This window comes from Flavobacterium xylosi (genome assembly GCF_042787345.1).
GTDB lineage: Bacteria > Bacteroidota > Bacteroidia > Flavobacteriales > Flavobacteriaceae > Flavobacterium > Flavobacterium xylosi.
Genome location: NZ_JBHZPZ010000004.1, coordinates 215,694 through 239,360, shown reverse-complemented (window position 1 = coordinate 239,360; position 23,667 = coordinate 215,694). Strand labels below are relative to the sequence as shown.

The 23,667-nt window shown below is 35.3% G+C and carries 15 protein-coding genes; 3 read left to right on the top strand and 12 right to left on the bottom strand.

Annotation, left to right across the window (positions count from 1 at the left end; translation table 11 throughout):
* The first annotated feature begins 45 nt into the window (after positions 1-45).
* The gene (locus ACFX5E_RS05170; protein WP_379854111.1) at positions 46-462 is read left to right on the top strand and encodes a hypothetical protein; all 417 of its coding nucleotides are present in this window, start codon (positions 46-48) and stop codon (positions 460-462) included.
* Between the two features lie 8 nt (positions 463-470).
* Here the strand turns inward: ACFX5E_RS05170 and ACFX5E_RS05165 are convergent, their stop codons facing one another.
* The 8 genes from ACFX5E_RS05165 to ACFX5E_RS05130 all read right to left on the bottom strand — a co-directional run bounded on the left by ACFX5E_RS05165 (position 471) and on the right by ACFX5E_RS05130 (position 12,954).
* Positions 471-2,924 carry a PAS domain S-box protein gene (locus tag ACFX5E_RS05165; protein WP_379854109.1) on the bottom strand — a complete coding sequence of 818 codons (2,454 nt, stop codon included), beginning with the start codon at positions 2,922-2,924 and terminating at the stop codon, positions 471-473.
* A gap of 20 nt (positions 2,925-2,944) precedes the next feature.
* A complete protein-coding gene (locus ACFX5E_RS05160; RefSeq protein ID WP_379854108.1) occupies positions 2,945-3,469 on the bottom strand; it encodes a YfiR family protein in 525 nt (174 codons plus the stop codon).
* 43 nt (positions 3,470-3,512) lie between these two features.
* A complete protein-coding gene (locus ACFX5E_RS05155; RefSeq protein WP_379854125.1) occupies positions 3,513-6,428 on the bottom strand; it encodes a TonB-dependent receptor in 2,916 nt (971 codons plus the stop codon).
* A gap of 533 nt (positions 6,429-6,961) precedes the next feature.
* Positions 6,962-7,090, bottom strand: coding sequence for a FeoB-associated Cys-rich membrane protein (locus ACFX5E_RS05150; protein ID WP_379854107.1), 129 nt, complete (start codon positions 7,088-7,090; stop codon positions 6,962-6,964).
* A gap of 141 nt (positions 7,091-7,231) precedes the next feature.
* Entirely contained in the window at positions 7,232-9,325 is a 2,094-nt protein-coding gene (locus ACFX5E_RS05145) for a TonB-dependent receptor family protein (protein WP_379854106.1), read from the bottom strand.
* A 458-nt stretch (positions 9,326-9,783) separates the two neighbouring features.
* Positions 9,784-11,886 carry a ferrous iron transport protein B gene (gene feoB, locus ACFX5E_RS05140; RefSeq protein WP_379854105.1) on the bottom strand — a complete coding sequence of 701 codons (2,103 nt, stop codon included), beginning with the start codon at positions 11,884-11,886 and terminating at the stop codon, positions 9,784-9,786.
* Positions 11,880-12,125 carry a FeoA family protein gene (locus ACFX5E_RS05135; RefSeq protein ID WP_073211342.1) on the bottom strand — a complete coding sequence of 82 codons (246 nt, stop codon included), beginning with the start codon at positions 12,123-12,125 and terminating at the stop codon, positions 11,880-11,882. The genes feoB and ACFX5E_RS05135 overlap by 7 nt, the downstream gene beginning before the upstream one ends.
* Before the next feature lie 163 nt (positions 12,126-12,288).
* The gene (locus ACFX5E_RS05130; RefSeq protein ID WP_379854104.1) at positions 12,289-12,954 is read right to left on the bottom strand and encodes an SCO family protein; all 666 of its coding nucleotides are present in this window, start codon (positions 12,952-12,954) and stop codon (positions 12,289-12,291) included.
* 138 nt (positions 12,955-13,092) lie between these two features.
* Between ACFX5E_RS05130 and ACFX5E_RS05125 the strand changes: the two genes are divergently transcribed.
* Both ACFX5E_RS05125 and ACFX5E_RS05120 read left to right on the top strand, forming a co-directional pair.
* Entirely contained in the window at positions 13,093-15,144 is a 2,052-nt protein-coding gene (locus tag ACFX5E_RS05125) for a M13 family metallopeptidase (protein WP_379854103.1), read from the top strand.
* A 200-nt stretch (positions 15,145-15,344) separates the two neighbouring features.
* Positions 15,345-17,408, top strand: a complete 2,064-nt coding sequence (locus ACFX5E_RS05120) for a M13 family metallopeptidase (protein WP_379854102.1) — start codon at positions 15,345-15,347, stop codon at positions 17,406-17,408.
* A gap of 61 nt (positions 17,409-17,469) precedes the next feature.
* Here ACFX5E_RS05120 and ACFX5E_RS05115 read toward each other — a convergent pair whose 3' ends face one another.
* The 4 genes from ACFX5E_RS05115 to ACFX5E_RS05100 all read right to left on the bottom strand — a co-directional run bounded on the left by ACFX5E_RS05115 (position 17,470) and on the right by ACFX5E_RS05100 (position 23,649).
* On the bottom strand, positions 17,470-19,416 hold the full coding sequence (locus ACFX5E_RS05115; RefSeq protein WP_379854101.1) for a S9 family peptidase: 1,947 nt from the start codon (positions 19,414-19,416) through the stop codon (positions 17,470-17,472).
* Between the two features lie 30 nt (positions 19,417-19,446).
* On the bottom strand, positions 19,447-20,367 hold the full coding sequence (locus ACFX5E_RS05110) for a DMT family transporter (RefSeq protein WP_379854100.1): 921 nt from the start codon (positions 20,365-20,367) through the stop codon (positions 19,447-19,449).
* Between the two features lies 1 nt (position 20,368).
* Positions 20,369-21,172, bottom strand: a complete 804-nt coding sequence (locus ACFX5E_RS05105; RefSeq protein WP_379854099.1) for an SDR family oxidoreductase — start codon at positions 21,170-21,172, stop codon at positions 20,369-20,371.
* A gap of 74 nt (positions 21,173-21,246) precedes the next feature.
* Complete coding sequence (locus ACFX5E_RS05100; RefSeq protein WP_379854098.1) at positions 21,247-23,649, bottom strand: M28 family peptidase; 2,403 nt, start codon at positions 23,647-23,649, stop codon at positions 21,247-21,249.
* Positions 23,650-23,667: the final 18 nt, after the last annotated feature.

Below are 23,667 nucleotides of genomic sequence, written 5' to 3'. Positions count from 1 at the left end.
AATTTGGTGTTATCTTTGAAAGAACAATTATAAAAACAATCAATTATGAAAAAGTCACTACTGTTATTCCTAGTCTTATTTAATACGCTGGCATTCGCACAAGCCACACCAAAAGAAAATATTAAACATGTAAAAATTACGCAGAAAAAGTGCCTTAAAAAAAGTGGCTATCAAATAGTTTTTAAAGAAGTAGTAAATGATTCCCGTTGTCCGGAAGGAGTAACCTGTGTATGGGCTGGGGAGGCTTCAGCCGTTGTATCGGTTTATAAAGATTCAAAGTTAGTTGAGGATAATACGATGGTCTTTTCGATGAAAAACATGGAGGAAAACAAAAAATGGTTTTCTAAATATCTTCCTGAAAAGCAAAGAAAAATAAAAAACATCGGTGTTTTTCCTTATCCAAAACAAGGCGTAGTTGTTGACAAAAAGGACTATTATATAAAAATTGGGTATATAAAATAAGTCTGTTCTTATCCCTTTTTAAAGCCAATCAATTTTCTGTATTTCTGCTCGCTTTCCTCTAAAGCGACCTCCAGTTCTTTGTAATAAGTAATGTCTTTTATATTCGCAACAGCGGCTATTACATAATTATTTTCGTCTATTATTGGTCTGCCGCTAATGATAACCCGTTTTTTGGTTTTAGTTTCCGAATCTTCAATTATTATTTCGACGTCATCAGTTGACTCTCCTTTTAATGCCTTATCCAACGGAAGATTCTGGGCAGGGAAAACGGTTTTTTCGTCAGGATAATATAAATTATATTTCGTTGACCAATCCAGAGTAGTGGGAGTTGAAGGATCTTGTTTTATTCCTATAATTTCTTCCGCCATGTGATTGGACAAAACAATTCTTTTTTGGCTGTCAGTTACAATAATTCCCTCACCAATATTTTCAAGAATCAATTTCAATTTTAGTTCATTAAGATGCACTAATTTATCGGCTTCAATTTTTTGACTTTCCATTTCTTTTCTTAATGATATGTCTTTAACAAAAGCAATGAAGATATACTTGCCTAAAATGGTAGCGGGTGACACGGTTAGCTCAATATCAAACTCAATATTTTGTTTGTTAATTGCTGTGGTTTCAAATGTTTTATTAAGAATTGGCCCTTCACCGGTATCTATAAAATGTTCAAGTCCTTTTAAATGATTCGCTCGGTGTTGTTTTGGCATAATTAATTCATGCATTCGTTTGCCTAAAGCTTCTATAATTGTCCAGCCAAATATTTTTTCGGCTTGCGGATTCCATCTCATGATGATTCCTTCATCATTTATTACAATCAAAGCATCAGGCGCCTCATTAAATATGGTTTGCAATTGGCCTTCGCTTTCTTTCAGTTTTTGTTCAGCGGCTTTGCGTTCCGTGATATCTCTCATAATAGATTTATGTCCAGTAATCGTATTTCCTTCGCGCAACTGCATTACCGTTTGTTCTACCCATTTTTGTTCTCTTGATTTGGTAAGGATGGGGAATGAAAATACCGTTTCGTCTATTTTATTTTTAAATTGATTTAAGTAAAACTCCGCCACTCGGTCTTTCCAATCTGGAGCAACCAGTTCTGAAAAATGTTTTCCTGTAAGTTCATCTTGAGTGTAGCCTGTCAGTTTTTTGCAGGCAGGATTAATGTAGGTAAAATAACCTTTGAAATCAGTAGTATGAACTACATCACTTATGTTTTCAACTATTTCGCGATATTTTTCCTCGCTTTTGCGAAGGGTTTCTATGGCTTCTGCTAATTGGGCGGTGCGCACGGTTACTTTTTGTTCCAGTTGTTCATTTAGTTTTTTAATTTCGTTTTCAGAATTTTTTCGTTCTGTAATATCATGAAAAACAGCCACAGCCCCATTGATCTTGCCAGCCGAGTCCTTTAAAGGTCTGGCAGATATCACGACAAAATTGCCTTCGGTTTTTTTGTAATTTTGTATAAATATTTCCATATCGTCTACTTCTTCACCATGCAACGCTTTAACTATGGGAAGGTCAGCAGTAGCTAAAGTGGTTTTCGTGTCTGGCCATAATATGCCATAGGTTTCAGCCCATTTCTCTTCGGGGATATCCAGCAGGCCAATTCCAATTATTTTTTCCGCAGCTCGATTCCAAATGATGAATTTTCCATTTTCATCTGCAACGACTAATCCATCACCCATATTCTGAATAACCGATTGTAAAAGTATGTTTTGTTCATTCAACTGTTCTTTGGATTGTGCCACTTCATTATCTCTTTTTTCAATAGTGGCAAGCATGTCATTAAGCCCGAAGGAAAGAATACTAATTTCATCTTTTCCTTCAACTACCGTGCGGGTTGTATAATCATTTGTGTCCTTTATTTGTTGTATCACTTTTACCAAATTCAACAAGGGTTTCGAGATGTATTTTTTTATAAAAATGGCAATTAGAAATGCAAGTCCGATTCCGACAAGTAGTAGTACAACACCCAGACTCAAAATGTCCATTTTTATTTTATTCAATTCTGATAATTCAAAGCGGATACAAACTAATCCTATCGTTTTATTATCCTTTTTGATTTTGCTGTAAACAAAAAGATTTTCGTTGGTAAACAAGAAGCTTTTTTGATCCATCGCGGGAACAGCAAATTGATATTTTGGATTGGATCCCTTTTTAGTATAGGATGCAAAGACTTTACCTTTTTTGTCCAATATATTTGCATTCAAAATATCATGTTGCACTTTTAATTCCGATAGAATTTTATTCGCGGCGGCATCATCCAGAAACTCTAGAGCAGAAACGATATTAAAGCCCACCACTTGGGCAATGGCAGTTGAACTTACCGCTTTTCTGTCTTTGAATCCTTTAATGTCAATCAGCACAAAAGAGGTAATGCAAATTCCTAACACTAATGCCGAGGTGAAAACCTGCATGAGTACCAGTTTATTTTTAATGGAGATGTTGCGTAGATTCATCATTTATTGGTTGTTTTTCAAGACTATTGTTGCACAATAATGGCGTGCTGTAATAAGAAGGAACTGATTCCAATTCCGGCTTTATTTATTGCTTTTAGATTTACTTCGAATTTTAATTTGTTTTCAACGATGACAAAATTCATATGCGCCCCTTTTTTTCCATAACCATTTTGTTCGGTTACAATCAATATTGGTTTTCCGGAAAATTTAGCTAGAATTGTTTCAATTGGAATTGTACAATTGTAAGGCACAAACAGAATGTTACAGAAACGTAAATCGTTCAGATTTTTATATTCCTTTACCTCAATTTTTTTGTTTTTAGTAACGTTAAGTAATGAAGTTGTAATTGGGCTTTCTTCCAGAATAGCAATCTTAAAAGTCTGTTTTTTTGAATACTCTTTCCAATAAACATAATCTACAAAACGATACAAAAAATCGGCTTTTAACGCATATTCTTGCACCTCTGAATTCTCTTGGGCTGACATTGGATTTGCTCCCATCAGTATGATGATTACTCCCAGAAAAAATATGCGGTTTTTAAGTGTCATAGATTTTGTTTTTAATGAAGTGTTGGCGGATCAGAATTCTGTTTTAGAATTTATAGCTTAAAGACAAGCTGAACAAGGTTCCTAATTGGCTAAAGTGATATCCTTGATAGGTCATTTGAGAATAGCGGCCATTGAATGTAATCAAGTTAAACTGTGATTTTACTTGAGCGGGATCATTCAAAATGGCAGTTCCGGCAGCATTTTCAGCTTTAAATTTCCATTCGGGTAATACGTTTAATAAATTGTTCACATTAAAGGCCACTGTTACTTTATCGGTTGCAGCGTAATTAATTCCTACATCAGTGACTATTTTTGGTATAAACTCAGTTTTTAAGTTTGGATCTAAACCATCTTGTTTGAATGTTGTTTTTCCGAAGTAGGTGTTGTTAAGGGATAAGTCAATTTTTTTAAATTTGTAATTGGCTCCCAAAATCCATTTTGTTTCGGGCCTTGATGTAAACATTAATGCATCAAGTGTCGCCCCAAAATTATCACTGGCAACCGGTGAAATTCTTTTGTTTTCAAAAGTTACGTTTCCGGACAAATTGAAATTTAATTCTCCGGTTGCTAATTTTATAATACCGTAATTAAGGACTACATCCAATCCTGAAGTTCTCGAATCGAAAGAATTTTCAAACCAGGCAACGGAACCAAATTGTGTTTCTACTTTGTCTCCTAAGATGATTCTGTCCTTTACTTTAATATTGTAGTAATCAACAGTGAAATTAAAGTTTTTCAGAGGTTTGGCTCCTATTCCTACAGTGATATTAGTTGATTTTTCGGCCTCTAATTCAGGAATGCCTAAAACACTTGCCTGTACAGAAATATTATTGATTAACCCGCTAATCTGTATTCCCTGGCCCGGTGCTAAGGAATATTGTGATTTTTGAGTGTAAATTTGATGTAATGTTGGTGCTCTAAATCCAGTGGAGACGGATCCTCTTACCGTGATTTTATCTTTGTAAAATTTATATCTGGAACTTAATTTCCAAACAATTGCCGATCCAAAATCGCTGTAATCTTCGTAACGAACCGTACCGTTTATCAGGAAATTTTTATTGAAATCATACGCCAAATCGAAGTATCCGCCTAAATTATATCGATTCCATTTGCCTGAGTTTTCCGGTCTGTTCCCGGAAAAAGAATCAGCACCTTCTCCATCCCAAGACGCCTTATCTCCTTCGGTAACGACAAAGGTTTCGGTTCTGACCTCCGAGCCAAAACCAATGCTTATTTTATCAGATAACACTTTAGAAATGTCTAAGTTACCCACAATATGGTTAAACGAAGCCCCTCCTGGTTTAAAAGATATTGGACTGTTCTCTTTATAAACGTTAGTTGTAAAAGGAAGTCCCGTTGCAGGATTGATCATAGGGAGTCCCGTTGCAGGGTCTATTGTATAAGTTACTATGTCAGATTTGTTTTGCGAGTTTTCCACTCTATAGGCTTGCGAATTACCTCCAATAGTTATGCTGGCATCGGTATTCCATCCGTTCTTTATGGATTTATAACCCAAAGTAGCATTGTAATCGTTCAAATCCCCAGTCAATGCTGGATGATATCCTTTATAGGAAGCGGTCGTGCCATCACCAAAAAAATCTTTTAAATAGGTGGGATAAACGGATGACTTACTCCAATTTGGAATACTACTGTTTTCAAATGGATTTTTTATGGATCTCCAATATGGGGTTCGGTAGTTTGCAAAAGAGTTTACTTTTTTATATGCATAAGCAGCATTATAGTACAACAGTGTTTCATTAGATAAATTGAATTCACCGTTGACCAGGAATTTTATGGCAGCTGTTTGTGGAGAGCCATTTATATTTCCTCCATCCGGTTTTTCTTTTAAAAAATCATCTACGGCTTGCCTTCCTGTTATATTACCTTGATTTATGGTGGCTAATTTTGCATTATAGTCAGGGGAGCCTTTATATTGTTCGAAAACGGTATTAATTTGAATATCGTTCATTCCCGTTATATTAGTACCTCCAAGAGTATTGTCATTGTTGACATAACTGTTATATAGAACTGGATTTATTTTAACAAAATCATTAAAATCCCCTTCTGCGTCCACTTTTCCGGGTCTGTTGGCCAAGTTTACTTTCGAAAAATCTAAAGTATAATTTACAAATCCTTTATCGCCCGCTGTAGATCCATTGTTCAAACTCACGCCCAGCATTTCACCATCGCCTTCAGCTGTAATTCCCGTTTTTAAAGTCGCTGAACCTTCATCTGCTCTCTTTTTTAATATAATATTTATTACCCCGGCTATCGCGTCTGAACCATATTGAGGTGAGGCTCCGTCACGCAGAATTTCGACTCGTTCGATAGCGTCAATTGGTATTGCAGAAATGTCAGTGCCCGTTTCCCCTTGACCCGGGGACGTTTGAACATAAAGTAACGAACTTAAATTTTTTCGTTTTCCGTTGATTAGTATCAGTGTTCGACTTGGTCCCATATTTCTAATTTCATAGGGATCAAGTAATGAAGTAGCATCGTTTACCGGAGTTTGAACCGTGTTAAAAGAGGGGATTTTATACTGTAATACTTTATCAAAAGTGGCCCTTCCGGTTGCCGTTAGTTCTTTAGATGATAGTACATCCATGGGAAGCGCAGTCGTGATATTACTTCTGGGAGCAGCTCTTGTTCCGGTCACGACAAATTCGTTATGACCGTCTCCGTCTCCTTGAGATAATACAACATTTAGAATAGTTTCAATTGTGTCATATTCTTGTTTAGAGTAACCAAAGTAACTAAAGACCAAAGTAGCTCCTTCTTTAACATTAATACTGTAGGCTCCATTGAAATCAGTAGAAACACTGTTGTTTGTTCCTTTTTCGGTGACGTTAACGCCTGAAATGGCAACGCCAGCATTGTCTAATACAAAACCAGAAATCTCTTTTTGAGCAAAAAGAAATGTAGTGTTTAGTATAAATAATAATAAAACAAACTTTTTCATGATTAGTTGATATTGGTTCATTTTTGATTTGAAATCAATTGCAACATAATAAACACAAGAAGTTTTCATTTACTGCTTAACAAAATATTTTTTTGAAAAGTAGCCAATGAAATGACTAAGTATGAAAAAAGACAGTTTACTTTTTTCATAATGATAGGTGTTGAATCCAGGTTTCTTGTAGTTTTCTCCTTTTAAATTATAACAAGATACCAATCACCAATTTTATAGTAGTTCTATAATTTTAATTGCTGCGTAAGAGTAAAGCTAAAAGTCCTGAAAGTATGTTCAAAATACATCTTTAATTCAAGTTCAAATCAAAAACCATTATTTTGAAAGTTACAAATGGAAGTGACTGATTTTGAGTATAAAACGAGACTTTGTACTATGTAAATTTAGTTAATTTAAATCAAATAGGTTAAAGTAACAGGTAGATTTTTTAAGAAAAAATTATTTTGATTCTGTTTTAAAAATAGTCCAATTTAAATGTATTTTCTTTTTTAAAGTTTAAAAAAAATAAATTCCAAATAACAATTTTAATGACAACCACAATCGCCACTACCGCAATCTTTATCAGATTTTTTCTTTTTGAAGAAGAATTTTTTAATCAAAAAAGCAAGTGCTATTCCGAGTGCTAAAAAAGCTAAAATTTCTTGAATATCCATATCGTAAATATAAGAAAAAGCAACCCGAAAAGGGTTGCTTCTTGCGTTAAACTAATGACAAAGTTTTTACAACTGTGCCATGATTCCAAAGTTAATACCAAAAATTTATTTCAGATTATGAAACAGCAATTTCATATTCAATTACAATTTTGCACCAATGGAAATGTAAAATGTTCTTCCTTCTCCGGGTAAAATTCCCGGACCTGGATAACCTCCAGCTCTTCTAGTAGCATAAGCTTCATCAAAAACATTGTTTATTCCTGCTCTGATGTTGTAGTTTTCTAAGAATTTATATTCTGATGAAAAGTCAAACACATTGTATTTATCTAGCATTCCGGTTACTCCATTTGCAGATGGTGTTGTGGTATTATTAGCATCTGTAAATATTTTTCCTGTTAAGCGGTACTGTAGCGTAGTTGATATGTTGTTTTTTCCCCATGAAAGCCCTAGATTATGAATGTAACGAGGCGCATTTTCAACTCTTTTACCGTCCAGATTAGAACTTTTTATTACCGTATTAGGTGGTGTTCCTGTTGTTGTAAAAGTTTCAAAATCGGTGTAGCGACTGTCAATAAAGCTCATTGAAGCAAAAAAGTCTACATTCCCCACTTTATTTTCTATATTAAGAAAACGTGTAATATTGATATTAAAAAAGCTTTCAACACCCTTGTTTACAGTAGTTCCTAAATTCGTTCTGTACAAGAAAGTTCCTTGTGATGGATCATTATTTGTAAACTGCCTCACTCCACCAATACGATTGTTGTATTGAAGGTAAAATAAACCAATGTCAAAGTTGATGTAGTTGTTTATATTTCCTCTATATCCCAAATCAGCATTGTAACCGCTTGCATCCTTTAAGTTTGGATCAATCACATCTGTAACTGCAGGAGGCGTTAAGTCAGAGAAAAGTATCGGTCTGTAAGCTTGAGATATATTAGCATACACATTGGTACTAGCAAATTTATATTCTAATCCAAGTCCAAACAACGCTTTGTTACGCACAATTGGTGCTGCGTCAAAATTTACATTTGCACCTTTATCTACAGCAAACAAACCAGCACCATTAGAGGTAATGTGTTCAAAACGAACTCCCGGCGTAGCACTAAATTTTTCATTAACTCTAAATTGATTCTCTGCAAAAAATGCGATGTTTTCAGTCTTAAATTTTATGTTTCTTGTATAATCAGGATTTACAGATAAATCAAAATCACTTCCTGTTGTACCATTTCCGCTTTGTTTACGAATAGTTGTTGCCTGGTATGCACGTGCCCCAAAAGCTAAGTTATGGGATGTTTTACCTAATTTGTATTTGTAAACATTTCTGTTTTCTACACCAAAGTTTTCATAAAAATCACGATCTACTCGTCGGTTGGCATAGTTATCTGTAGTAGGATTTATAGCGTCAGCAACATTTGGTGTTGCAGTAAACCCAACACTGTTGCGCTCTCCAATAAGACCAAATAATTTGGTGTTAGACGTTAAATTTTCATTAATCTTAGTGTCTAATTGTATCGATAACACATTCCAAGGCGTACCAAACCAGTTGCGATTGCGTAAGGATTGCTGCGGATTTTGTTCGAATTGAGCATCGGTCAACCCTCCAGATTGTTTCATTTGGTAATCCATATTGGTATACTCAGCAGAAATTTTAGTGTTTGGAGTAAAACGGTATTCTAAGAACGCATGGGTATTTCGTACGGTATATTCTCCGTTTTGTCTCCATCCATCAGCGCTTCTTGAATGGTTATATAAGTAATACGAAAAGTTTTTTAGGGTACCACCAATAGCGTTGTAAGAGCTCATTAAGCCATAACTACCGATGCTATTTTGGGTTTCAAAAGTAAATTTTTTCTTTGTTTCTCTTTTTAGAACATAATTTATCATTCCCCCAAATTGAGGTCCAAATTGTAGTGAAGCTCCTCCGCGTATCAATTCGATTGTTTCTACTGCCTCAAGTGGCGGGTTGTAGTACGCTTCTGGATACCCAAAAACATCCGATGAAATGTCATATCCGTTTTGTCTAGTGTTTAATTCCCAACTTCTGTTAGGACTTAAGCCTCTTACACCTACATTGATTTGTATACCCGATCCTTCGTTTTCCCAAATGTTTACACCAGGTACTCTAGAAAAAGTTTCTCTCGCATTATTAGTTGTAAAGTTTCCATTAATGTTAGAAAGTTTTAACACTTCATTTTTTTTCCCGGAATAAAGTACATTTTCTTTAACATCTGGCATACGCTCAGGACTTTGAATTTTTAGAGCTACCAAGACTGGTAGCAAATTTTTTATTGTGTCGTTTTGTTGACGCTCAATTTCTTGTGCGTAAAACGCTGTTATTAGTAAACACATACATAGTGAAAACGTGTATTTCATGTTCTTGATATTTATATTAGTTCTTTCGGGCAAATTTAGAACGTTAATCTTATTTAGACAAATTAAAAATAATAATTTTTCATTTTTAACATTTGTTCAATAAATCGTCCACGTTCTGGCAGAATTTCCAGGTTGAGTAAATTGATATAATCGTCAACTTAAAGATTATACGTATGTTGGAATTTGAATTTTGCTGGGAAATACGCAAAACTTATTAAAAAATTTGTGTGATTTCTATGTTTTGCGATACTGTTAATTTGGAAATTAAAATAATTTTTATTTAGGGTACATAAATTTTGGAAAAGGAAAACGGTAGTCTTTTATTTCAGGATTTGATAAGCAATCAAAGCTACAACATAAGCAAAGCCGCTCATAAAAATAAGTTGTCCTAAAGGCCATTTCCAGCTGTTGGTCTCTTTTTTGGTAATAGCAAGTGTACTGGCACATTGCATGGCAAAAGCATAGAATAACAATAAAGATATCCCTGAGGCAAAATTGAATATCTTTTCTCCAGTTTCCGGATTGATTTCAGCAGCCATTTTGTTTTTTATAGTGACTTCGTTTTCGCTACCACCTACGCTGTAGATTGTGGCTAATGTGCCAACAAATACCTCTCTGGCAGCAAATGAACTGATAACGGCAATTCCTATTTTCCAATCATAACCTAAAGGAGAAATAGCAGGTTCAATGGTTTTTCCCATTAAACCAATATAAGAATTTTCTAGTTTTTGTGACGCTACTGCATTTTCAAATTCTGTTTTTGATAACGCTTTGTCTTTCGTTTTTTCCAATACGATCTTTTCTGCTTTATTGAAATTTGCCCCCGGACCGTAGGAAGCTAAAAACCATAGGACGATTGAAATAGCCAAAATGATTTTACCCGCTCCAAAAACAAAAGCCTTGGTTTTCTCAATAACATTGATTCCAACGTTTTTGAAAAGCGGTAATTTATAGTTAGGCATTTCAACAACGAAATAGGTTTTGCCTTTTATTTTCAGAATTTTATTTAAAACATAAGCCGAGAAAATAGCCATTCCAAAACCTAGGAGATACAACAGCATCAAGGTCATTCCTTGCATATTCAAAATCCCAAAAATGCGAGTGTCAGGGATTACTAAGCCAATAATGATGGCATAAACCGGTAATCTTGCTGAGCAGGTTGTAAAAGGGGTTACTAAAATGGTAATCAGTCTTTCTTTCCAGTTTTCTATATTTCGAGTTGCCATAATTGCTGGAATTGCACAGGCTGTTCCGGAGATAAGCGGTACAACACTTTTACCGGACAATCCAAATTTCCGCATGATTTTATCCATCAGGAAAACGACTCTGCTCATATAGCCACTTTCTTCAAGTATGGAAATAAACATGAACAAGAAGGCAATCTGTGGGATAAATATCAAAATCCCACCAATGCCGGGAATGATTCCCTGTGAAATTAAATTGGTTAAAACTCCCGCAGGCAATTTTTCGGCAGCAAGAGTGCTTAACGAAGCAAAAGTGCTGTCGATAAAATCCATTGGGATTTTTGACCATTCAAAAATGGATTGAAAAATCACGAATAAGATTAAAAAGAAAATCACGTAACCCCAAACTTTATGCGTGAGCACACGATCCAGTTTGCTTCGGAAATCTTTAGCGACAGTTTCATCTATTTTCATTCCTACTTTCAGCACATCATTGATAAACTGATAGCGTTTTATGGTTTCTTTTTGTTGCAAACGTTTCAAATCAGAATGTGATTTAGTAAACGAACTTCGGATTTCATTACGATCTAAATTCAGGAAATTTACATCCTGTGTAATGACTAACCACAGTTTATATAACAATTGATTCGGGAATGTTTTGCGTAGTGTATTGAAATATTCAGCATCAATACTAGACGCATTCAAACAAGGTTCGGTGGAGATTGTTTTGTAAGTGACAATCAAATTTTTTAAGGCATCAATTCCAAAACCTTTTCGGGAACTGATCAGTGCAATCTTAGTTTTCAGGTGTTCTTCAAGGTAAGGAATGTCCAGTGTTATTCCTTTATACGCCATCCTATCGGCCATGTTTATGACCAGAATAGTTGGGATTTCTAAATCTTTTATTTGGGTGAAAAGCAATAAATTACGTTTCAAATTTTCTACATCGGTAACCACAAGAGCTACGTCTGGATATAATTTGTCGTTTTTATTCAGTAATAATTCGATAACTACATTCTCGTCAATGGAACTCGCATTCAAACTATATGTTCCTGGTAAATCCAGAATATTGGCTTTGACATTATTGGGTAATTTGCAAAATCCCATCTTTTTTTCAACGGTGATTCCGGGATAATTCCCCACTTGTTGGTTTAAACCCGTTAACTGATTAAAAACCGAAGTTTTCCCTACGTTAGGATTTCCAATTAAAGCGACATTAATGTTTCGATTGCTTACCATAGGTTGGTTTTGATTATTTCAACTTCGATTTCTCTGGCTGTTTCCACGCGAATAGCAACATGGGAACCATTATTGATATTCAAATATAGAGGATCTCCGAATGGAGCGATTTGAAGTAATTCCACCATGTTTCCAGGTAAACATCCCATTTCTAATAGCTTCAAGGGAACGGTGTCAATGTCAAAATCTTTGATAATGGCTTTTTCGCCTTTTTTGAGAGAATGTATCGTAGTTCGCAAATCTTATTTAGATTGAATTAAGATTGCAAAAGTACATATTATAATACCAAAACAAATGATAATTATCATTTTTGTACCTTTTTTAGGCAAATTAAAGATGCTATTTTGCGGCTGTTAATTAGATTGATAATGAAAAGGTTGGAATCCAAATTTATAATTGTTTTTATTCCGTGCATAAAAAACCAATATCTTCTATCAAACGTTTCATGTCTTCTTTTTTAGTTCCGTCGTAAAAACCGCGAACCCTTCTTTTGGTGTCAACCAAGACAAAATTTTCGGTATGAACCATGTCATACAATTGTTCTGGTTTTCCTAATTTAACCGCCAAATAGGATTTTCTGGCCATCGTATAAATGGCTTTTTTGTCGCCGGTGACCAAGTTCCATTTGCTGTCAACAACTCCATTTTTGATCGCATACGCTTTCAAAATAGGAACGCTGTCCGTTTCTGGAAAAACGGTGTGTGACAATAACATTACCTTAGGGTTATTAAGGATTGCTTTTTGAACTTCGGCTAAATTAGTGGTCATCTTTGGACAAATAGAACCGCAGGTGGTAAAGAAAAAATCAGCGACATATACTTTACCTTCATAATCCCTCTGGGTGATAGTTTTTCCGTTTTGGTTTACAAAAGAAAAATCAACGATAGTGTGGTACTTGCTTATATATTGAACGGTACTGTCTACCAATTCGGGGTTCACATCTGCAGGATTATATATTGGCAATGATTTGCTTGGTTTAAGCGCCACGTAAAATAAGTAAATCGTTATGATAGAGAAGACTAATAAAACACCAAGGAATTTTCGGTATTTATATAAAATAGATTTCATAAAAGTAATTTGCCACAAAAATACAAAAAGGAGTTGTTAATTGGGGGTATTTAACAAAATGTAGTTTTAGTCAGATATTTAACAAAATTTAAAAATTTTATTGATAAGTTTGTGTATATGTCTAAACCATTATATAAAATGAAAAAACAGTTTCTTTTTGTGATTCCGGCAATCTTTGGACTCACAGTTAGCCATGCACAAAGTGTCCCAGTAAACGTGCAACCGGGTATCAATATTTCTAATATGGATAAAAAAATCAGGTCAAATGATGATTTTTTCCGATTTGTAAATGGAGCTTGGTTGGACAAAACGGAAATTCCAAGTGATAGAACTTCGTGGGGAAGTTTCAACGAATTGCTTAAAAAAACGGATAAGGATGCATTGGATATATTGAAGGAAGCTTCAAAAAACCCGATGTACAAGTCGAATACGGATCAAGGGAAAGCGGTTAATCTTTTCAAGTCTGTTTTGGATACCGTAGCAAGAGATAAAAAAGGAATTGAACCATTAAAAAAGTATTTGGCCAAAATTGATGCGGTTAAAAACATTCAGGATTTACAAAAATTATTGGTTGAAATGGAACCGATTGGAGGAATAGGCTTTTTTGGAGTTGGAGTTGGTGCCGATGAAAAAAACAGTAATAAAAATTCCGTGAGTCTTGGGGTAGGCAGATTAGGTTTGCCGGACAAAGATTATTATTCTTCTGAGGATAAAGATTCTAAAGAAAAAAGAGATAAATACGTACTTCACGTTGAGAGAATGCTACAGTTAATTGGTGAAAGCCCTGCAAAAGCTAAGCAAAGTGCGATTAAAATTTTAGCTTTAGAAACAGCATTGTCTAACCCAAGATTGGATAGAGTAGAACGCAGAGATGACAGATTGCAATACAATCCGACGTCTATCGCTGATTTACAGAAAATGACGCCGGCAATCAACTGGCAAAATTATTTTGCAGGTATTGGTTTTACAAAATTAGATACGGTAAACGTCAACCAACCAAGATATATGAAAGCGCTGGAAACTGTTTTTAAAGAAAACAAAGTAGCGGACTGGAAAGAATATTTAAAATGGTCTTTGCTTAATAAATCAAGTGGTCAATTGTCTACTAAAATAGAAGTTGCTAACTTTGATTTTTATGGTAAAACGTTGACGGGCGCAATCAAACAAAGACCTCGTGAAGATCGAGCTTTGCAAACCGTTAATAACACCATTGGAGAGGCCTTGGGGAAATTATACGTTGAGAAAATGTTTCCTGCCGAAGCAAAAGCAAAAGCAGAGAAAATGATTAAAAATGTGGTTTTGGCGTACCAAAACCGAATCAACAATTTAACTTGGATGTCTGAGGCAACTAAAGTTAAAGCCGTTGAAAAATTAAATAAGATTACGATCAAAATTGGGTATCCAGACAAATGGAAAGACTATTCTGCTTTGAAAATTGCAAGTACACAAGAGGGAGGAAGTTTCTTTGAAAATGTGCAGAATCTTTCTCGTTGGAATTTTCAAGAATCGTTAGATAAACTTCAAAAACCGGTTGATAAAACAGAATGGGGGATGTCTCCGCAAACCGTAAATGCATATTACAATCCTTCATATAATGAGATTGTGTTTCCCGCAGCTATTTTACAACCGCCTTTTTACAATTATCAAGCGGATGAGGCTGTAAATTATGGTGGAATTGGAGCGGTAATCGGACACGAAATTTCTCATGGATTTGATGATAGTGGTGCGAGATACAATGCAGATGGAAATCTGGTGGACTGGTGGACAGCCGAAGATTTAAAACAATTCACTGCTCTTGGGACGGCATTGGCTGATCAATACAGCGCTTTGGAGCCATTGCCTGGAATTCATGTGGACGGTAAATTTACTTTGGGTGAAAACATAGGTGATTTGGGTGGAGTAAATGCTGCTTTTGATGGATTACAGATGTATTTAAAAGAAAATGGAAATCCGGGATTAATCGACGGTTTCACTCCTGAACAACGTTTCTTTATTTCGTGGACAACTGTTTGGCGCACAAAAATGCGTGATGAATCTTTAAAAAGCCAAGTAAAAACAGACCCGCATTCGCCGGGAATGTACCGTGCTTATGTGCCGATTCAAAATCTGGATGAATTTTATAAAGCTTTTGGAATTCAAAAAGGCGACGGAATGTATGTTGAACCAAGTAACCGCGTGAAAATTTGGTAATCGATATTAATTTAAAAAAGATCCCATTCACGCAACTGAATGGGATTTTTTTATACGAAAATAACAAAATATAGGAATAAAGTTAGAAAAATTTAAAAGTCAGAAATAATCTATATAATAAGCTCTAATTCCAGTTTAATTTAACAAAGTTTAAAAGTTTTATTGATAGCTTTGTAATAATAACTAATTAACTATAAAAAATGAAAAAAAATACGAATAAGCATTTACTTTTTGTAATTCCCGCAATTTTAGGTTTTACAATTAGTCAGGCTCAGAGTGCTTCGGTAACTAAAGAACCTGGAATTAATGTCAATTACATGGATAAAAGTGTAAAACCAAACAATGATTTCTTTCGCTATGTCAATGGAACTTGGTTGAATAATACGGAGATTCCAAGTGACAGGACCCGATGGGGAAGTTTTGATGAACTGCGTCAAAAGACCGATAATGATGCTTTAGCAATTTTAAAAGAGGCAGCAACAAACCCTGCTTATAAATCAAATACGGATCAAGGTAAAGCGATTAATTTATACAAATCGATATTAGATACAGTTGGAAGAAATAAATTAGGGATAAATCCTCTAAAACCGTATTTAAAAAAGATAAATGCAGTAAAAAACACTAAAGACTTAGAAGTATTACTAATCGAAATGGAACCTATCGGTGGCATTGGGTTTATGGGTGCCGGTGTTGGAACGGATGCAAAGAACAGTAATAGAAACGTGATTAATGTAGGTCCGGGAGGCGTTGGTTTGCCAGACAGAGATTACTACGTTTCTGAAGATGCTGATTCAAAAGAAAAGCGTGCAAAATATGTTTTACACGTTGCTAAAATGTTGCAATACCTTGGTGATAAACCAGCAGTGGCTAAAATGAATGCCGAAAAAATCTTGGCACTTGAAATCGCAATGTCTAAACCAAGACTTGATAGAGTGGAAAGAAGAGACCGTCGTAAGTCCTATAATCCAATGACTGTTACGGAACTTCAAAAGTTAACTCCGTCTATCAACTGGAATAATTATTTTGCAAAAATTGGTTTGGCCAAAGCAGATACTGTGATCGTTTCTCAACCGAAATATATGGTCGCTTTAGAAACTATTTTCAAAGAGAATAAAGTTGAAGATTGGAAAGCATATATGCGTTGGAGTTTGCTGAATAGAGCTTCTAGCCAATTATCGACAACTATCGAAAATGCGAATTGGGAGTTTTACGGTAAAACTTTGACGGGTGCGAAAAGCCAAAGACCACGTGACGAAAGAGCGCTTCAAACCATTAACGGAAGCGTGGGAGAAGCTTTAGGAAAATTATATGTAGAGAAAAAATTTCCGGCTGAAGCCAAAGTCAAAGCGGAGAAGATGATTAAGAACATATTTCGTGCTTTCGAAAACCGTATCAATAATTTATCTTGGATGTCAGCAGAAACCAAGGTTAGTGCGCTTGCCAAACTGAATAAATCCAGAATTAAAATTGGATATCCTGATAAATGGAAAGATTATTCAGCCTTGACAGTTAAAAGCCCTTCAGAAGGAGGTACTTACTTTGACAATGCGAAAAACATGGCAAAGTGGCGTTTTGATGAAAACATAGCCGAATTGAACAAGCCAGTTGATAAAGAAAAATGGGGAATGTCACCGCAAACGGTGAATGCGTATTACAATCCATCTAATAACGAAATTGTCTTTCCAGCCGCTATTTTGCAACCGCCTTTTTACAATTACCAAGCAGATGAAGCCGTAAATTATGGTGGAATTGGAGGCGTTATAGGTCATGAAATTTCACATGGGTTTGATGATTCCGGAGCGAGATACAATGCTGACGGAAATCTGGTAGACTGGTGGACAGCAGAGGATTTAAAACAATTCTCAGCTTTAACTGGCGCTCTTGCCGCTCAATATAGTGCTTTGGAACCTATCCCGGGAACCTTCGTAGATGGAAAATTTACTCTCGGAGAAAATATTGGAGATTTAGGTGGAGTAAACGCAGCTTATGATGGTTTGCAATTGTATCTGAAAGAAAATGGAAATCCAGGATTAATTGACGGATATACACCGGAGCAACGTTTCTTTATTTCTTGGTCTACAATCTGGAGATCTAAACAACGTGATGAAGCATTGAAAAACCAAGTGAAAACAGACCCACATTCACCGGGAATGTATCGTGCTTATGTTCCTTTGCAAAATGTAGATACGTTCTATCAGGCTTTCAATATTCAAGCTAATGACGGAATGTACATTGCTCCGGAAAAGCGTGTGAGAATTTGGTAAAAATCATTTATACTATTAAAAAGTCCCATTTGCCTTAGCAAATGGGACTTTTTTGTTCTAATTACTTTACTAAATATTCCTGCATAAATCGAATTACAGCCAAGCGTTGAAAATCGATATTGGGTTTCTTTTTAAATCCATGTCCTTCATCTTTTGCTTCAAGATACCAAACCGTGTTGCCCTGAGCTTTTAGTTTATCCCGCATCTGAGTTGCTTCGGTCACAGGAACTCTGGGGTCATTAGTTCCTTGAATAATAAACAATGGTTTTTTAATCTTATCAATATTGTTTAGAGGAGCCATTTTTTCAAAAAACGCAGCCATTTTTGCCTCTCTTTCGTCACCATATTCGACTCTTCTTAAATCTCTCCTGTATTCTTCGGTGTTTTTCAAAAAGGTATTGAAATTTGAAATACCTACAATATCAACGGAACATTTTATCTTATCCGCATAATGAAACGCTGTCGCTAAGGTCATATATCCGCCATAACTTCCTCCCATAATCATAACTCTGTCTTTATCTAATTCAGGTTGTTGCGCAATCCAATCCAATAAAGCGCCAATATCCTTTACAGAATCCTCTCTCAGAAAGCCGTTATCTTTAGCCAAAAAAGTTTTCCCAAAACCAGAAGAACCCCTTACGTTGGGAAACAGTAAAGAAACGCCCATTTCACTGGTGTAAAAATTATTAGAACCTAAGAATGAAGCTAAAGATTGTGCTTCAGGACCGCCATGAATCATAATTATGACTGGTCTTTTTCCTTTGAATTTTGGAGAAGCGGGATAGTAAAAACCAGAAATTTTCAAATCATCGAAACTTTTCCATTCAATGAATTTAGGAACTGACATGTCCGATTGTTGCATTTCACCAAGTTCACTTTCTGTCCAACGTTCTATTTTGCCCGTTTTTAAATTCAATTTATAAACATCAGCTGCAGATTGCGCAGTAGATTGTGTGAAGAAAATATTTTGATTGTCCTTTGTGAAACTAGCGCCGCCAATTAATCCTATAGGAAGATTTTTTACCTCTTTGTACACTTTAGTACTGGCATTCATCAGATACATTTTGTTTAATCCTGCTTCATTACTAACAAATACAATTATTTTTTTATCTTCGGATAAAGTATAATTCTCTATATTCCAAGGGATATTAGAGGTGTAATAAGTCACTTTTTTGCTGTCTAAATTCATTGTGGTCAGTCGCTGAAATTCGTTATCCTTATCGGTTATGAACCAAATCTCATTATTGATATTTGAAAAAACAGCGTCAGTTTGTGCTACACTTTTTATATTTCGATCTGTAACTTCGGTTAATTTACCGGTTTCAATATCTAATAACCAGATATACGATTCGTTTATAGAAATATATTCGCCAAGCAAAAGTTTTTTATTATCGGATGAAATATCCTGTATTCCCCATCCGCCGCCTTTTACCTGAAGAATTAATTTTTCAGACTTAGGATTATTAGGATCCATATAGTAAATATCTCTGTCTCCGCCATTTCTCTTGGTCGAGGAAAAATAGAATCCTTTTCCGTCTTTTCTCCAAGTTACTCCTCCATTTTGGGAACGTCCGCCGTCCGTTAAAAGCATAGATTGGAGCGTTTTTAAATCGAGTTTAAATAATTGACTAAATTCATTTCCTCCAATGTCTTTAGAATAAATTAAGTATTCCCCTTTTGTGGGTTCGTAAGTGGCACCGCTCACAGGTTCATCAAAAAAAGTAATTTGAGTTCTTGCTCCCATAGGTTGGGTTACCCGGTGTAATTGTGAAGTTGAACCAAAACGGGTATTAATAATAATATCATTTCTTGTGGGATGAATTTCGGACAAAGAAGCACTTCTTGATTCTGAATATTTTTTAACTTCATTGGCTAATTCTTTTGGTATTTCGGCAATATTTTCTGTGATCAAATTTTCATTTGGAACTACAATACCTTTCTTTTGTTGCCCGTGAACGGCAAATTGAGCAAGAACGGTTGTCATTAAAAAAATAATTTTCAGCTTCATAGTTTTTAATTTAATTAGGTTAATAGTATATCATTTGCCTTTTCTCAACGAATAATTCACCATATACAATCCAAATAAGGTAACTCCCCCACCAATAGCGATTGCAGCATTAAGTGTTTCTCCAAAAATTACGGCACCTAAAATTACGGCAATAATTGGATTTATGTATGCATAAACACTACTTATTTGTGCAGGCAAATGTTGCAGCGCATAAATAAAGGCAATGAAAGTAAGAACAGAGCCAAAAACAACTAAATAGGCAATTGACCACCAAGAAATGGCTGGAATAGAACTTAACGATACGGACGTGCCGGAGGCTCCTGTATAAGCAAAAAGCAAAATACTGGAGAGAAACATTTGTAATCCTAAACTAAAATATGGATTAAAACTAGCCGCTTTTTTCTTAGTATACAAGGATCCAAAAGCCCAGGTTAAAGTTGAAATTATCGAAATAAAAATTCCAAATCTAAAATCAGGAATCAGGAAATCGCTTAGATGATCGTAAAAAATTACACATACGCCGCCAAAACTTACGATTAAACCAATTATAGCTAACCTTGCCAGTCGTTCTCCTCTAAAAAAACTAATTATCACAATCCATAATGGAACAATAGCTCCAATGATTGCTCCTAAACCGCTGCTGATGTATTTCACGCCCCAAGTGCTTAATCCATTACTCAAAACAAAATTAAGGATGCTTAGAATTAGGATTGTATTCCATTGTTTTCCTTTTGGCCAAGGAGTTTTTTTGTATAAGAAAAACGAAATATATAAAAATCCTCCAATGAATTGTCTTATGGCAGCGAGTTGTAAAGCCGGCATGTGTTTCACTCCTTCTTTTGAAGCAATCCAAGTCGTGCCCCAAAAAAAACTGACCCAGCATAAAGCTAGTATGGGTAATCCAATGGAGTTAACTTTAGAAGAAACCGCATTTTTAATTTTAGTTTTCACGTTATAAATTTGGTTTAGTAAAAGTATAGTTTAAAATAGTCTGGATTTTATCACTCAAAATTGTTTTTCCGATAGAAGCATTTTCATGATTAAATTTTGGTAAAGACAAATTGAAATCGGCAGCTTTTTGGGTGTAATAATCGGAACGGGAAGGATGAGAAGGAGCGACTGCATTGAAAGTTTCATCCCAGCAGTCGTTTTCAATGATTTTTAGAATTATGCCAATGCAATCTTCCTGATGAATTAAATTTATAGGAGCATGCGGATTATCCAGATTCTCCCGGCCAGCCAGAAATTTCACGGGATGTCGGTCTTCGCCAATTAATCCTCCAAAACGAAGCACGGTAGTTTTAAAATCAGTGTTGCTTTGCAAAAGCTGTTCAGCTTCGACTAATTGTTTGCCGCTTTCCGTATCTGGATTCAGTGGAGATTCTTCGGTTATGATATGATTTTCTTCTCCATAAACAGAAGTGGAACTGACAAAAAGAACATTTTTAACAGACGATTTTTCAATAAATGGAATCAATACTTTTATTTTTTCAACAAAATTTTCTTTGTTGATTCCTCGCAGCTTTGGTGGAATATCGATAATTATTGTACTGCTTTCCTGCAAAAAAGTTTCAATAGCTACCGAAACACTTTTGCTGTCAAGCAAAATTAAATAAGGACGGATTTCTGCATTTTCCAATACTGAAATTTTTTCAGTGGATGTCGTCGATCCATTTACCGAAAATCCTTTTTGTATCAAGGCTTTCGCCAAAGGCAAACCCAACCATCCGCAACCTAGAATACTAATTTTTGTCATTTTATTTTTTGTAACCTATTTTGTTTACTTCTGCGCCGTTACTATGCGGACTTCTTTTATTGTTACAAATTTGATTAAATTTTTGGAACTTTAAGGCTATCCGTTGGTATTATTAGTGGTTCTTTTTTAATGTAATTTTTTGTAGGAATGACGATAGGTTTTTCAATCACAACTACTGCACTGGGTTTTATTTTTTCTTTGATTACCACCGCATCATTCAAAACAAATGCCGTTGGCATCATCCAGTCTTCTCTTTTTACGATATTGAATAATGGATTTTGTAATAAATCAAAAGAACTTTCCAATAATTCCATTTCCAATGGCGTTTTGGAATCAAAACTGAATTGCATTTCCAAAGGTAAATTATCCACCACGTAATAACTCAAAATCTTCTTTCCGTTTCGTTGATATTTTGACCCTTTTTGACCTAAAGTGCTTGCGCCATTTGCTTTAAAATTATGAATAACCATTTTTTCATTGGCAAAAATGTCATAGCGATTTACTTTTCGGTTGGGTGAAATCCGTATCTTCAAATACCTTTGACTGCCTACAATTCTATCTTGAAGAAGTTCAATAGTTGGTTTTTCAAGATTTTTTATTGGAGCTTCGGCCTGATAAGTAAACTTGGAATTGTATTTACTGAACAATGGCGTGTCTTCCATTGCTGTTGCTTCTTTCGGGTTTTCGCCTAAATAAACTTTGGTCCAGGTGTCAAGATTGGTATCGTAAGTCACCCAGTTTGCTTTTTTGGTATCGGCATTATAGATGTATAGTAAACTGTTAGATTTTGCTTTTCCAAATTCGTATCCAGATTCAGAATGTGCTTTCGCAAAAAAGCCAATGGCGAGTGCAAAAAACAATAAGGACCACATTCCTTTTTTGGCGAAAGCCCCAAAAACAGGTAACAGTAATGCAAAAGTTAAAACGGTAAGTATCGCACTTCCAAACAGCACTTTTAGTCCTAAACCTATTGGGAACATTTGTATAAAAGGCGCTATGATTAGTAAGGCTGGAATGCAGCAAATTAGATTTAATGTTTTATTGAATTTCTGGGTAATGATAAAAGTACCAAAAGAAAACAATCCAAAGTAAACCGGAATAATCAAAAATCCTGCTCCTTGTAAACCAAAAGCAAGACCTCCGTTGATGATAATCCATAAAAATAATGGAGCGACATAATGATTCATCGTCACTTTTTTGGCCGAGAAACGCTGGTAAAATGCGAAACTAATTGCTATTGCCAAAAGAACAAAAGCAGCAATGTAAGCGTGACCATTATAGGTAAATCCGTTGAGTAAATCATTGTATTGCGGATACACTTTTAGCAATGCTTTCCATCCGAAAAACGTGATTAATCCGGTGATGATTGCGGAACCCAAAAACGGAATAAATCCTCGGCTAATTTCGCGAAATGATAAAATGCGTTTGGCCTTTCCTAGAAATAATAGAAATATAAAGAACACCAAAGCGATAATTACCATAGGTAAAACCCAACCAAACGGATAACTTATGAAAGTATAAGGAATAGTGAAATAAACATAATCTTCTGTGGATTTTGTGGTGTTCAAATCAGCATTCGAAAAATAATTCAGCAACGGCATCAAGTACGTACCTTGATGTGCTAATGTATTTGAATTTAAATGTTTGATGTCATCCTGAGCGGTATGATAATTAAAATGATCATCAATAAACGCAAAATTATAACCCTGAATATTTCCTTGTTCTCTAAAAAAGGTCAAATCGGTATCGTTGGGTAACATTTTATAAATGCTATACATCAAGGAATTAGAAACCGGAAAAGTAGCTTTTGCGGAAGCGAATTCTTTCACCAGTCCGGCATTTCCTTTATTGGTTTCCATCAGCATATAACTGGGTCCGGAAGAACCGCGAGCTTCAAAATTTAAAACCAAACCTACGTTTTTTGCCCACGGATGTTGGGTTACAAAAAGTGCGGCACCATTTAAACCTAATTCCTCTGCATCCGAAAACAGAATTATAATATCATTTTTATGCTGTTTTTTAGTATACAAAAATGCGCGAACACTTTCCAAGATTGTTGCTACGCCTGATCCGGCATCACTTGCACCATGCGAGTAGGAATGGGGCGCGCTGTCATAATGCGATAGCAAAAGCAAGGCTTTGGAACTGGAAGTGCCTTTTATTCGGGCTAAGATGTTTTTAGACTTTACCAGGTTGCCCCAATCGCTTAGCATATATCCTTCCTGTACGGAAGTTTCTAATCCAAGCTTATTTAATTCTTTTACAAGATAATCAGCCACTACTTGATGATTCTCTGAACCTACATAATGGGGCTGTTTTGAAATAGCTTCCACTTGGGTCAAAGCTCTTTTGGTTGAAAAATCGGAAAGGGATTCTGTTTCGTTAGAAGTCCAATGCGGCATCATTGTAAAGTAAATTAATCCTAGAATCCCTAGAATAAATAAACTGGCAAAAATTGAGGAATAATCTTTTTTCATTATTGGTTAGATAGTTTT